The 13,359-nt window shown below is 55.3% G+C and carries 15 protein-coding genes; all 15 read right to left on the bottom strand.

The window, feature by feature from the left end; all coding sequences use genetic code 11:
- Positions 1 to 5: 5 nt before the first annotated feature.
- Complete coding sequence (locus ACWYRJ_RS11460) at positions 6 to 1,310, bottom strand: NAD(P)/FAD-dependent oxidoreductase (RefSeq protein WP_111965549.1); 1,305 nt, start codon at positions 1,308 to 1,310, stop codon at positions 6 to 8.
- A gap of 238 nt (positions 1,311 to 1,548) precedes the next feature.
- The gene (gene ycfP / locus ACWYRJ_RS11455) at positions 1,549 to 2,091 is read right to left on the bottom strand and encodes an alpha/beta hydrolase YcfP (protein ID WP_008500781.1); all 543 of its coding nucleotides are present in this window, start codon (positions 2,089 to 2,091) and stop codon (positions 1,549 to 1,551) included.
- A 34-nt stretch (positions 2,092 to 2,125) separates the two neighbouring features.
- Entirely contained in the window at positions 2,126 to 3,151 is a 1,026-nt protein-coding gene (gene nagZ / locus ACWYRJ_RS11450; protein WP_455507925.1) for a beta-N-acetylhexosaminidase, read from the bottom strand.
- Positions 3,152 to 3,162: 11 nt separating this feature from the next.
- Positions 3,163 to 3,987: a thiamine kinase gene (gene thiK / locus ACWYRJ_RS11445; RefSeq protein WP_455507913.1), complete on the bottom strand. Its 825-nt coding sequence runs from the start codon at positions 3,985 to 3,987 to the stop codon at positions 3,163 to 3,165.
- Entirely contained in the window at positions 3,968 to 4,612 is a 645-nt protein-coding gene (lpoB, locus tag ACWYRJ_RS11440) for a penicillin-binding protein activator LpoB (RefSeq protein ID WP_197737691.1), read from the bottom strand. Before lpoB ends, thiK begins: the two co-directional genes overlap by 20 nt.
- Before the next feature lie 13 nt (positions 4,613 to 4,625).
- A complete protein-coding gene (locus tag ACWYRJ_RS11435) occupies positions 4,626 to 5,000 on the bottom strand; it encodes a YcfL family protein (RefSeq protein WP_111965547.1) in 375 nt (124 codons plus the stop codon).
- 1 nt (position 5,001) lies between these two features.
- The gene (gene hinT / locus ACWYRJ_RS11430) at positions 5,002 to 5,361 is read right to left on the bottom strand and encodes a purine nucleoside phosphoramidase (protein WP_014069796.1); all 360 of its coding nucleotides are present in this window, start codon (positions 5,359 to 5,361) and stop codon (positions 5,002 to 5,004) included.
- Positions 5,362 to 5,608: 247 nt separating this feature from the next.
- On the bottom strand, positions 5,609 to 7,042 hold the full coding sequence (ptsG, locus tag ACWYRJ_RS11425) for a PTS glucose transporter subunit IIBC (protein ID WP_023311158.1): 1,434 nt from the start codon (positions 7,040 to 7,042) through the stop codon (positions 5,609 to 5,611).
- Positions 7,043 to 7,339: 297 nt separating this feature from the next.
- Entirely contained in the window at positions 7,340 to 8,134 is a 795-nt protein-coding gene (locus tag ACWYRJ_RS11420) for a metal-dependent hydrolase (RefSeq protein WP_111965546.1), read from the bottom strand.
- A 10-nt stretch (positions 8,135 to 8,144) separates the two neighbouring features.
- The gene (gene holB / locus ACWYRJ_RS11415) at positions 8,145 to 9,149 is read right to left on the bottom strand and encodes a DNA polymerase III subunit delta' (protein ID WP_111965545.1); all 1,005 of its coding nucleotides are present in this window, start codon (positions 9,147 to 9,149) and stop codon (positions 8,145 to 8,147) included.
- Positions 9,146 to 9,787, bottom strand: a complete 642-nt coding sequence (gene tmk / locus ACWYRJ_RS11410) for a dTMP kinase (RefSeq protein WP_111965544.1) — start codon at positions 9,785 to 9,787, stop codon at positions 9,146 to 9,148. Before tmk ends, holB begins: the two co-directional genes overlap by 4 nt.
- Positions 9,777 to 10,799, bottom strand: a complete 1,023-nt coding sequence (gene yceG / locus ACWYRJ_RS11405; protein WP_111965543.1) for a cell division protein YceG — start codon at positions 10,797 to 10,799, stop codon at positions 9,777 to 9,779. Before yceG ends, tmk begins: the two co-directional genes overlap by 11 nt.
- A gap of 2 nt (positions 10,800 to 10,801) precedes the next feature.
- Positions 10,802 to 11,611, bottom strand: coding sequence for an aminodeoxychorismate lyase (pabC, locus tag ACWYRJ_RS11400; protein WP_455507912.1), 810 nt, complete (start codon positions 11,609 to 11,611; stop codon positions 10,802 to 10,804).
- A gap of 120 nt (positions 11,612 to 11,731) precedes the next feature.
- Positions 11,732 to 12,973 (bottom strand): beta-ketoacyl-ACP synthase II, encoded by a 1,242-nt coding sequence (gene fabF / locus ACWYRJ_RS11395; RefSeq protein ID WP_032639670.1) that lies wholly within the window; start codon positions 12,971 to 12,973, stop codon positions 11,732 to 11,734.
- Positions 12,974 to 13,064: 91 nt separating this feature from the next.
- Positions 13,065 to 13,301, bottom strand: coding sequence for an acyl carrier protein (gene acpP, locus ACWYRJ_RS11390; protein WP_003857954.1), 237 nt, complete (start codon positions 13,299 to 13,301; stop codon positions 13,065 to 13,067).
- Between the last annotated feature and the right edge of the window lie 58 nt (positions 13,302 to 13,359).

Here is a 13,359-nt window from a genome sequence, read left to right as displayed (position 1 = left end):
AAAGATTAGTGCAGCTTCAGACGCGGACGGATCACGCGGTTGATTCTGCCGACCAGCATCATCAGCCCGGTTTTGAAATAGCCGTGCAGCGCAATCTGGTGCATACGATACAGGGAGATATACACGAAGCGGGCAATGCGCCCTTCTACCATCATCGAGCCGCGCATCAGGTTACCCATCAGGCTGCCGACGGTAGAGAAGTTTGACAGAGACACCAGAGAACCATGGTCTTTGTAGACATAGGCCTTCATTGGCTTGCCTTTGTACTGCGCCAGAATGTTGTGCAGGACCAGGCTTGCCATCTGGTGTGCGGCCTGCGCGCGAGGCGGCACAAATCCACCTTCAGGACGCGCGCAGGAGGCGCAGTCACCGATAGCAAAGATTTCAGGGTCACGCGTGGTTTGCAGCGTTGGCTCGGTTACCAGCTGGTTAATGCGGTTGGTTTCCAGGCCGCCGATATCTTTCATAAAGTCAGGCGCTTTGATGCCGGCCGCCCAGACCATCAGATCCGCTTTGATATACTCGCCGTCTTTGGTGTGCAGGCCGCCTTCGTCGGCGCTGGTCACCAGGGTCTGCGTCAGAACCCGCACGCCCAGCTTGGTGAGTTCATTGTGCGCCGCACCGGAAATACGCGGAGGCAGTGCGGGCAGAATGCGTTCACCGGCTTCGACCAGCGTGACGTTCAGCGCTTCATTCGTTAATCCTTTGTAACCGTAGCTGTGCAGCTGCTTCACCGCATTGTGCAGCTCCGCAGACAGCTCAACGCCCGTCGCACCGCCGCCGACAATGGCGATATTTACCTTACCGTTCGCACCCATATTGCTGGTGTACTTCAGGAACAGGTTCAGCATTTCCTGATGGAAACGACGCGCCTGGTGCGGGTTATCGAGGAAGATACAGTGCTCTTTCACGCCCGGCGTGTTGAAGTCGTTGGAGGTACTGCCGAGCGCCATGACCAGCGTGTCATACGCCAGTTTGCGCTCAGGAACCAGCAGCTCACCTTTTTCATCGCGCAGCTCTGCCAGGGTGATGGTTTTGCTTTCACGGTTGATGTCTACCACCGAGCCCAGCTGGAACTGGAAATGGTGGTTGCGCGCGTGCGCCAGATAGCTGAGCGCGTCCACGCCTTCATCCAGAGAACCGGTCGCCACTTCGTGCAGCAGCGGTTTCCACAGGTGGCTGTGGTTACGATCCACGAGCGTGATTTTGGCTTTTTTACCGCGACCCAGCTTCTTACCCAACTGTGTCGCCAGCTCCAGCCCGCCAGCACCACCGCCTACAATCACTATCTTTTTCAATGGCGTAGTCAACGTGACCCCCTCAAATTATTAACCAATTGTTAATTAAAAGTTATAAAAATAACCCTTAATTAACAACAGGTTACAGCACTGAAACCATTCAGGTGCATTGAGAATACCACGTCAGGCGCATTGGTCATACCAAAATTGATATGCATCAAGTTTTGATGGCTTAAAAGTAGACAATTCTGGTCAAAAAGAAAGCCCGGCACGCTTTCACGGCCGGGCTTCGACGCCTGCAGGTAAGGAATTAACCCAGCGTTTTAAATGCTTTGATACGCTGCAGGTGCGGGGAGATGTTTTTGAACTTGTGGGTCTGTTCTTCGTCCCAGACAATTTCGTAATAATGATGCAGCAGCTCTGCCGCCCGGTGACTGTTGAGCGCCTCATCGTTACGCGACAGGATCACCAAACAGCGGTCACGGTTTTTCTCACGAAAATTACTCACGCACTTGGTTGCAATATCGACATACTCTTCCGGGCGGTCAATTTTGCCTTCCATGTTCTCGTTCGGGAACAGGTTAGGATTGAATACCACCTGACGGATGTCGCACAGGAAGCCAATGCGCTCCGCCCAGTAGCCGCCCAGCCCCACGCCGCAGATCAACGGGCGATCGTCGACGTTGAGCTGCAACATCTTGTCCACCTCTTTGAGCAGATGCTGCATATCATGCTTCGGATGGCGCGTGCTGTAGCTGATCAACCGTACATCCGGATCGATAAACTGCAGCTGCAGCACCTTCTCATGATTACCAGGGCTGTTTGAGTCAAAACCGTGTAAATAGATGATCATCGTCTTCTCACCACGCTACGCCTTCCGGGAGGGTTTACAGGCTGGCTTTATGTGCCTGCCAGCGCTCATTCAGGTCTTCAAGCCGGGCGTTGACCGTCTTCCAGCGCGCCGAATCCATCAGCTCCTGACGGCTAAATGAACCTTTATGATACAATTGTGTAACACGCTCAGCATTGATCGGCGACAGGTTATCCAGCACGCTAAAGGCACCTTTACGATTATTGCAGACCAGGATCATATCGCAACCTGCATCCAGCGACGCCTGACCGCGTTCAGCGTAGCTGCCCATGATCGCCGCCCCTTCCATCGATAAATCATCAGAGAAGATCACGCCATTGAAGCCCAGCTCCTGACGCAGAACGGTTTTCAGCCAGTGCGGAGAGCCGCTGGCAGGGCGCGGGTCAACGTCGCTATAAATCACGTGCGCAGGCATGATGGCATCCAGCTTGTTGTCAGTGATGAGCGACCTGAACACCGACATATCTTTCGCGCGAATTTCCGCTTCCGGGCGCGGATCGCGAGGGGTCTCTTTGTGCGAGTCCGCCGTAACCGCCCCATGGCCCGGGAAGTGTTTCCCGGTGGTTTTCATCCCGGCATCGTGCATGCCGTCGATGAACCGGGTCGCCATGGCAAGCGCAATGCGCGGATCGTCATGGTACGAGCGCTCGCCAATGGCGGCACTGATATGCCCCACGTCCAGAACCGGGGCAAAACTGATGTCGATATCCATGGCAATCATTTCACTGGCCATCAGCCAGCCGGCCTCCTGCGCCAGTTTCCCGCCCTCTTCCGTGCCGAGCAACGCTGCAAAAGACTGGGCTGCCGGCAGGCGGGTAAACCCTTCGCGAAAACGCTGCACGCGTCCGCCTTCCTGATCGACGGCCACAACCAGATGGTTGCGCGACGCGGCGCGGATCTGACGCACCAGCTCACGCAGCTGCGCCGGATCGTGATAGTTGCGGGTAAACAGGATAAGCCCCCCCACCAGCGGATGCGCCAGAATTTCACGCTCCTCCGCATCCAGCTCAAACCCTTCTACATCCAACATGACTGGACCCACATCCACCTCTCTTATCCTTTAGTTTGTAACTGACGCCAGGCATCGTCTGCCAGCGCAATAAATTGTTTGTCTCTGGACTGCCGATAGCGGATTTCAAACCAGCCAGCCATTAACATGACGACCCAGGGCCGCCAGCGTTTGACCTGACGCTTCAGCGCGTCGGCGTTAATGTGTGCCACCTGGGCGTAATCCATGATGAGCATCTGCCGCGCGGCTTCACTCTCCGTCCAGACGGCCGCCAGCTCCAGCGCGACATCGCCATCTCCGGCATATTCCCAGTCGATGAGCCTGATGCCCGCTGACGTATGCACAATATTTCCGGCATGAACATCCATGTGCAGCGGCGAGAGCCGAATCGGCTGCGGCTCGCCCGTTTTATGCAGCCGCTTGAGATGCGCCAGCCACATTGGGGTGCGTCTGTCAGGCGCGGCCTGCAGCCAGTAGCGTTCCAGCAGCGGGTATAACGTGATTCGCCATCCCAGATGTGGCTGCCGGTGCAGATGATACAGCATCGCCGCGAGCACAGGCGTGTCCGGCAGCGCGCTTTTAACATCACCTTCCAGATAGTCGACGGCCATCCAGCCCTGTCTGAAAAAACGAGGGGCAGGCACGAGATCTGGCGGTAGACGCCTCAGGGCGCGAAACTGACGACGGAAATGGGAGGCAGGCGCATCGGGGTCATGGTTTTGCCGCAAGACCAGACGTTGTTCGCCCTGCGCTATAATGCAACTCGCGCCGCCAAGCCCGGAATGGGCCTGCGGCGCGATAAGGCGGTACTGAGGAAAATAGCGCGTCAGAATCTCTTCACGCGTGCTGTCATTGTTGCGTAACCGCACCTTTACCTGACCAGATAATTTCGCCTGTCTGAACCAGCATCAGCTGCATCTGCAGGGCTGGAGTATTCACGTTACCGGTGGCGTTAGAGTAAAGCACATACTGTGCGCCAACGTTACGGGCAATACCGATCGCCTTGCTGCGGGTACCGAGGCTATCCTGCGGCGAAAGGCCCAGCTGCTGTTTGGCTACCGCGAGCTGTTGAGCTGAGACCAGCGTAAACTTACCGTTGTTTGCCAGGGCATTGCGCAGAGTTTCCGTCGCTTCACCCGCATTCAGCGAACCGTTGGTACGGTTGTTCACGCTATCGACCAGCAACACGCTACCTGCCGTCACGCCCTGTGCCTGCAGCATTTTGCCGACCATGGGCTGCATTGCTCCGTTCCAGTCGTAATGGCGCACGCGCGGCGTGGGTTGTGACGTCTGGTCCGGATGTTCAATCGGGCCTGGCTGTGACGGAATAGACGGCACAGACGGCACGGTTGGCTGCTGCTGCGTTGGCGGCGTCGGCTGTTCAGTGCCCGGTTTCGCCTCTTCCACAGGCGCTGGCTGTTCAGTTCGGGTCACACACCCTGCCAGGAACAGAGCGAAAGCTGTCACGAGCGCATAGCGGCTCAAATTTTTAATCAAGGTTCACCCCTCAGAGATAAAGATAAAGTCTCACCTTATGTGCACCCAGATAGTTGGCGCTGCCATAGAGCGTTACCGACGACCTGGCCGGAATCGTGACGCTGCGAGGCGCCTCCAGCGGATGCATTTCAAGACCTCTTACGTCATACCAGAAAAAACGGTAGTGGACCGTCACAGGTTCATGTCTTTCATTAAAGAGCGTAGAGGAGGCAGATGAGTTGATTTCACTGATAGTCAACGCGGGCTGTTGCGCAGTGATGCCCGCGGCAAGCACGGAGGATTCCATGACCAGCGTCTGTTCATCATTCACGGGGATCGCCGGGCGTGAGCTACACCCAACAATCATCATCGTCATTATCAGCGCTGCAATACGCCCTTTAAGCATGTCAAAGACCTTTATGTGCCAGCATCGGTCCCAGAGGACGTCCACCCAGCAGATGCATGTGAATATGATAAACTTCCTGGCCACCGTGACGGTTGCAGTTCATGATCAGACGATAACCGTCTTGTGCAATGCCTTCCTGTTCAGCGATTTTCGCGGCCACCGTCAGCATACGACCTAACGCCACTTCATGCTCGGTTTTTACGTCGTTTACAGTCGGAATCAGAATATTGGGAATAATAAGGATGTGCGTCGGGGCCTGAGGGGAAATGTCCCGGAAAGCCGTCACCAGTTCATCCTGATAGACGATATCCGACGGAATTTCGCGGCGGATAATTTTACTGAAAATCGTTTCTTCAGCCATGACCTTTTCCTTTTTTGTTTAATCTGGCGCAATGCGTCCGCTGTAAACACACTCCCGGGATCGGTGTGTGACACAATGCAAGAGTATGAGCGAGTTTCTCCTGTCCTTTCAACCTCCTCCCTCGATTTCTTTCCTGAATGTTCATCAGCTGACTGAAGAGTGACCGCTCTTGTGCCTCAGTGGCGTTTTTTAAGACACAAATAAAAAAGGCAGCCATTCGGCTGCCTTAGTCTCCCCAGGTCACAACTTAGTTGCTGCGGATGTACTCATCCATTTCGGTTTTCAGGTTATCGGATTTGGTACCGAAGATTGCCTGTACACCAGAACCTGCAACAACTACGCCCGCTGCGCCCAGTTTTTTCAGACCCGGCTGGTCTACTTTCGCTACGTCGGCAACGCTCACACGCAGACGAGTGATGCACGCGTCCAGGTTAGTGATGTTCTCTTTACCGCCGAACGCTGCGACCAGTGCCGGAGCCATTTCGCTGGTCGCGCCAGCTTTGCTGTCTTCTGTCGCATCTTCACGACCCGGAGTTTTCAGGTCCAGTGCTTTAATCAGCACGCGGAAGATGGTGTAGTAAACAACGGCATAGCACGCACCCACGATTGGGAACAGCCACAGTTTGCTGCTGTTACCGGACAGAACGATGAAGTCGATCAGGCCGTGAGAGAAGGACGTACCGTCACGCATACCCAGCAGGATACAGATTGGGAACGCCAGGCCCGCCAGAATCGCGTGGATAACGTACAGGATCGGCGCAACGAACATGAAGGAGAACTCGATCGGCTCGGTGATACCGGTCAGGAACGAGGTCAGCGCTGCGGAGATCATGATACCGCCCACTTTTGCACGGTTCTCTGGCTTAGCAGAGTGCCAGATAGCAATCGCCGCTGCTGGCAGACCGTACATTTTGAACAGGAAGCCACCAGACAGTTTACCTGCAGTTGGGTCGCCCGCCATGTAACGTGGGATATCGCCGTGGAATACCTGGCCTGCTGCGTTGGTGAATTCACCAATCTGCATCTGGAAAGGAACGTTCCAGATGTGGTGCAGACCGAATGGCACCAGGCAACGCTCGATGAAGCCGTAGATACCAAACGCCACGACCGGGTTCTGGTAAGCAGCCCACTGAGAGAAGGTCTGGATAGCAGAGCCGATTGGTGGCCAGATGAAGGACAGGATCACGCCAGTGAAAATCGCTGCCAGACCAGAAATGATCGGAACGAAACGCTTGCCCGCAAAGAAGCCCAGATACTCAGGCAGCTTGATGCGATAGAAGCGGTTAAACATATACGCTGCAATCGCACCGGAGATGATACCGCCCAGAACACCGGTGTCTGCCAGGTGTTTCGCGGCGATCTCTTCTGCCGGTAAATGCAGAACCAGCGGCGCAACCACAGCCATGGTTTTCACCATGATGCCGTAGGCAACCACTGCAGCCAGCGCAGAAACGCCGTCGTTATTGGTGAAGCCCAGAGCCACACCGATCGCGAAGATCAGTGGCATGTTAGCAAAGACAGAACCGCCTGCTTCGGCCATCACGTGGGACACTACGGCTGGCAGCCAGCTGAAGTTAGCAGAACCGACACCCAGCAGGATACCTGCGATAGGCAGTACGGATACTGGCAGCATCAGCGATTTACCGACCTTTTGCAGGTTAGCAAATGCATTCTTAAACATAATTGAGAGTGCTCCTGAGTATTTGTGCTTTTTTTACGCTTTCACGCATTGGCCCGGGGGGAGTACCGTGCCGTGGACAGGACATCTAAGCGCCCTTTATTTATTACACAGAGTAAAATAATTCCCTCTGAGTTTGTTTGACGGCTATCACGTTTCAGCTTAAGGCGGTCGAAAAACTTTCAGTTATTTACAAAAAGCATGTCCGGATGTGTCTAAAAACACCCTCACCGCCCCAAATGAGGCGGTGAACTTTACTCGTTTTATTGATTAATTACGAGCCTAAAAAAAACAGGTGTATCAGACAGATTGCAGGCGGGCGGGGTCAATATGGAACAGCGCGGAGAAGTTTTCCGTCGTCACGCGGGCCAGCTCATCGATGCTGACGCCCTTCAGAACGGCCATGTACTCAGCCACATCTCTGGTCATTGCGGGCTGGTTCTCTTTACCGCGATGCGGTACCGGTGCCAGGTACGGAGAATCTGTCTCCACCAGAATGCGATCGAGCGGAACATAACGTGCAGCATCACGCAGCTGCTCAGCGTTACGGAACGTCACGATCCCCGAAAACGAGATATAAAACCCCAAATCAAGCAGTTTACCCGCCGTTTCTCTGTCTTCTGTGAAACAGTGTAGTACGCCACCGCAATCCGTCACGTTTTCTTCCCGGAGGATCGCCAGCGTATCCGCACGTGCATCGCGAGTGTGGACGATAACCGGCTTATTCAGTTCACGGCCAATGCGAATATGGTTGCGGAAGGACTCCTGCTGGCGAGATTTGGTTTCCGGAGTGTAAAAATAGTCCAGCCCGGTTTCGCCCATCGCCACCACGCCCTCTTCTGCTGCCAGGCGGCGAAGATCCTCAACGTCGTAGGCCTCGTCCTGATTCAACGGGTGCACGCCGCAGGAGAACACCACGTTATCGCGAACGCCCACCAGCTCACGCATGGAGCGATAGCCCGGCAGCGTCGTCGCCACCGCAAGGCAAAATTTCACATCGCGGGCAGCGGCTTTTGCCAGCACGTCATCCACGTTTTTATGCAGGGATTGATAATCCAGGCCATCAAGATGGCAGTGTGAGTCGACTAAAAACATAATGTCTCTCTCAGAGATGGGAAACAGGCGGTGTGACGCCGGGTTGCAGGTAATGTTCGATACGCAGTAACTGGTCGGTCAGTAAAAGCTCGCGATTAAGCCCCGTCACGGTTAAAAGCTGTTCACGGCTTTGGCAAATTTCATGAAGCATAGCGTGAAGAACCGTCCCTGAGAGGCGGTTCGCCAGCGTATTCACCAGCGCCCACGCATCCGGGTTGGTTAGAAGCGTTGCCCCTTGCTGGATTTTGAGCGCATCCAGCAGCAAGGAGGCCAGCCAGTGCAGCCGATCAACGGCCCGCTCGCTGTTAAGCGCAGGCAGTAAACTTAGCCAGTCGTGGTTATTCAGTGCCGTTTCGATGGCACGGCAGAGCGTTTCTCGCTCTGACCAGACGTCAGGCTGCAGTAATGCCAGCGCCGCCGCAGGCGCGCCGCTGCTCAGGCGCAAGGCGGACAGCGCGCTCTCAGGTGACGTTGTCACCTCTCGTTCCAGCCAGCTCAGCGCCCACGATTCCTGAGGAACCGCAAGGTGATGAAGACGACAGCGGCTACGCAGCGTCGCCAGTAATCGTCCCGGATCGCGGCACGAGAGGAAAAACCACGTTTTCACCGGTGGCTCTTCCAGGGTTTTCAGCAGGGCATTAGCGGCCGCCTCGGTCAGCTGCGTGGCGTCTTTAAGCCAGACCACTTTAGCGCCGCCCAGCCGCGCGTGTTCATACAATTTTTCACTGACTTCCCGCACGGCATCGATACCCAGCGCGCTTTTACCCTTCTCAGGCTCAAGGGTGTAGTAGTCAGGATGTGTACCCGCCTGCATCAGCTGGCAGCCGCGGCATTTGCCGCAGCTCTTATGCCCTTCCGGCTGCTGGCACATCAGAAAACGGGTGATGGCATAAATCAACGCGTCATCGCCCATTCCCGGCAATGCCTGAATCAGTAACGCATGATGCCCCCGCCCCGCCTGATAGCTGCCGATCAGCTGTTCAAAGTGCGGGCGCAACCATGGATACCATTTCATGCCTGCTGCTCCTGCACCCACTGCGTCACGGTTTGCTGAATGTCACGCGTGACGTCGTCCAGGGATTGCGTCGCATCGATGGTACAAATTGAGCTGTCCTGTGCGGCCAGTTCAAGATAGCGCGCACGGGTGCGGTTAAAGAAATCAAACGACTCTTGTTCTATGCGGTCCAGCTCGCCGCGCGCGCGGGCACGCTTGAGGCCCACTTCCGGGGTTACATCCAGATAGAGCGTCAGGTCGGGGCGAAAATCTCCCAGTACGGCATTACGCAGCGTTGCCAGCATGGTCTGGTCGATGCCGCGTCCGCCGCCCTGATACGCCTGAGTCGACAGATCGTGACGGTCACCGATCACCCACTTACCCTCGGCCAGGGCGGGTTTGATCACCGTCTCAACCAGCTGCACGCGCGCCGCGTAGAACATCAGCACTTCGGCTTTGTCAGTGATAACTTCGTCGCCGACGGATTTAATATCCAGCACCAGGCAGCGCAGCTTTTCAGCCAGCTGCGTGCCGCCCGGCTCACGGGTAAACACCATGTCCGCCACGCCAAGTGATTTGAGCGTATCCACTACCACGTTGCGGGCAGTGGTTTTACCCGCCCCTTCAAGTCCCTCAATGACAATGTATTTACTGCGCATTTTTTTCCTTAAGTGCCTTCAGATAGTCCTGAACAGAGCGGTTGTGGCTGGCAAGGTTGGTGTTAAAGGTGTGCCCCCCTTTTCCATCAGCCACAAAATAGAGATACGGTGTTTTAGCCGGATGCGCGGCTGCTTTTAGCGACGCCTCGCTCGGCGTGGCAATCGGGCCTGGCGGTAAACCGCTAATCACGTAGGTATTATACGCCGTTGGCGTCTCCAGATCTTTTCGTGAGATCTTGCCGGCGTAGCTCTCGCCCATGCCGTAGATAACGGTAGGATCGGTTTGCAGACGCATGCCGATACGCAGGCGGTTGATAAACACCGACGCCACCCGATCGCGCTCGGCGGCAACGGCGGTCTCTTTCTCAATGATCGAGGCCATGGTTACGAACTGGTTCTGATCGCTGTAAGGCAATCCTTCCATTCGCCCCTGCCAGGCGGCATCCACTGCGGCGACCATTTTTTTGTGCGCCCGCTTAAGGATGGCCACATCGGTCGTGCCTGCCGTGTACATCCAGGTGTCTGGCCAGAACCAGCCTTCCACCCATTCCGGATGCTCAAGCTTCAGCGCTTCTGCTACCGTCTGATAGCTATCGTCTTTTAACGTATGTTTGATATACGGCGCATCGCGCAGCTGTTTAAGGTAATCGCTCAGGCGCATCCCTTCCACAAATCGCAGAGGGAACTGGGCTTCTTTGCCGCTTTCGAGCAGCTGCAGCATCTCTCTGACGGTCATTCCTGGCGTAAAGCGATAGGTGCCGGCTTTGAAATGTGACAGCTCAGGCTCCACGCGCAATAGCCACTGGAATACCCGCGGACGATTAATAATCTTGTCGCCATAGAGCTGTTCCCCAAGCGCCTGACGGCCGGTTCCCGCTTTCAGGGTAAAGATCGTTTCGTCTTTAACCAGGATCTTGCTGTCCGCCAGCTGGCGTACTTTCCATACGCCTGCTCCGCCAGCGATGCCCAGCGCCACGATGAGGATAAGGACAAAGCGCAACATTTTTTTCATGACTATCTGATTTGCTCACATATCGGGGCTAAAAACTGAAACAGCTCGCGCGAGGACCAGCGTTGTTGGCCATACGCACGGACGGGTACAACAGGCATCAGCGCGTTGCAGATGATGACTTCATCTGCGGCCTTTAGTGCGGTTTCTCCTGCACTAACTTCGACAACGCGAAAGTCAGAGCGTGCCAGCTGTTCCAGACAAAACTGACGCATTAACCCATTTACGCCAGCGTGTTCCAGCGACGGAGTGAACACCTCTCCCCCCTGCCGCCAGAATAAATTAGCCGCACAGCATTCCGTAATGAACCCTTCGCTGTCAAGAACCAGCGCCTCATCGGCGTCCGTCTGTTCAAGATGAGTACGAATGAGCACCTGCTCCAGGCGATTGAGATGCTTAAGCCCGGCCAGCATCGGGTTTCGTCCCAGTCGCACCGGGCTCAGCGTTAGCGTGACGCCGTCTTCTCGCCAGCGAAAGTAATGCGCGGGATAAGCTGATACGGAGAGGATTCGCGTTGGGTTGAGACACAATGCAGCGCTGTAACCCCGGCCACCACTGCCGCGGCTAATGATGACTTTGAGTACGCCGCTGTCCTTCCCGGTTGCCAGCTGGCACATTTCCTGACGCAGCATGTCCCAGTGCGTAAAAGGGATCATTAGCTTTTCACAGCCATGCTGCAGGCGTCGAATATGCGCCTCCAGCAGGCAGACATCGCCATCCAGAATGCGCGCCGTCGTAAAGCAACCGTCACCGAACTGTATCGCCCTGTCGCTGGCAGGCAGCGTGTCCTGCTCAAGGCCATTGATTAAAAACATGGTGGCTCCTTATGCGTGGGCGTTTAGTCTGGCAGGATGTCATGCAGCCGACAAGAAGATTAGCCTTAATAAAAAAGGCCCGGCAAGCGGACCTTTTTAAAAGCTATCGGGACGTCAGGATCAGATCTTTTTGAAGATCAGAGAACCGTTGGTACCGCCGAAGCCGAAGGAGTTACACAGGGTGTACTCCATACCGCTAACCTGACGCGCTTCGTGAGGAACGAAGTCCAGATCGCAACCTTCATCCGGGTTATCCAGGTTGATGGTTGGCGGAACAGCCTGATCGCGCAGCGCAAGGATAGAGTAGATAGACTCTACTGCACCCGCCGCGCCCAGCAGGTGACCGGTCATGGACTTCGTGGAGCTCACCAGTACGCGGCTGGCAGACTCGCCGAAGATAGACTTAACCGCCTGAGCTTCAGCTTTATCGCCTGCAGGAGTAGACGTGCCGTGCGCGTTAACATAGCCAATCTGAGCCGGGGTAATACCCGCATCACGGATTGCGTTTTCCATCGCCAGCGCAGCACCTGCACCGTTCTCCGGAGGAGACGTCATGTGGTACGCATCGCTGCTCATACCAAAGCCAACGACTTCAGCATAAATTTTCGCACCGCGTTTTTTCGCGTGTTCGTACTCTTCCAGTACGATCATGCCCGCCCCGTCGCCCAGCACGAAGCCGTCACGGTCTTTATCCCACGGACGGCTTGCCGCCTGCGGGTTATCATTACGGGTAGACAGCGCACGGGCTGCGCCGAAACCGCCAACACCCAGCGGGGTACTGGCTTTTTCAGCACCGCCGGCAACCATAGCATCTGCATCGCCGTACGCAATAATGCGCGCGGCCTGGCCGATGTTATGTACGCCAGACGTACAGGCGGTCGCGATAGAAATGCTTGGCCCACGCAGGCCGAACATGATGGTCAGGTGACCCGCCACCATATTAACAATCGTGGACGGAACGAAGAACGGGCTGATCTTACGCGGGCCGCCATTCATCAGAGATGTATGGTTTTCCTCGATCAGGCCAAGACCGCCAATCCCGGAGCCGATAGCGGCGCCGATACGGGTTGCGTTCTCTTCCGTAATCTCAAGGCCAGAATCCTGCATGGCCTGAACGCCAGCGACAATTCCATATTGAATGAAGGCATCCATCTTGCGCTGTTCTTTGCGCGAGATGATCTCTTCACAGTTAAAATCCTTTACTAAGCCAGCAAATTTCGTTGCATAGGCGCTAGTATCGAAATGGTCGATTAGGCTGATGCCGCTCTGACCGGCAAGGAGAGCTTTCCAGGTGGACTCTACGGTATTGCCGACAGGAGACAACATGCCAAGTCCGGTCACAACTACACGACGCTTAGACACGTTTGTCCTCCAGGGAGGGATAAAAAAAGAGATTCGTGGGACTAAAAAAGATAAAACTCAGGCGGTCGAATGACCGCCTGGAGATGTTCACTTACGCCTGGTGACCGTTGATGTAATCAATGGCAGCCTGAACGGTGGTGATCTTCTCAGCTTCTTCGTCCGGAATCTCAGTATCAAACTCTTCTTCCAGAGCCATTACCAGCTCAACGGTGTCAAGAGAATCTGCGCCCAGGTCTTCAACGAAGGAAGCGGAGTTCACAACTTCTTCCTGCTTAACGCCCAGCTGTTCGCCGATAATTTTCTTAACGCGTTCTTCGATAGTGCTCATACTCTTAAATTTCCTATCAAAACTCGCTTTCGCGATGGTTTTCGTAGTGTATAAAATG

The organism is Enterobacter sp. (genome assembly GCF_977039595.1).
This window is presented reverse-complemented; position numbering and strand designations above follow the sequence as displayed.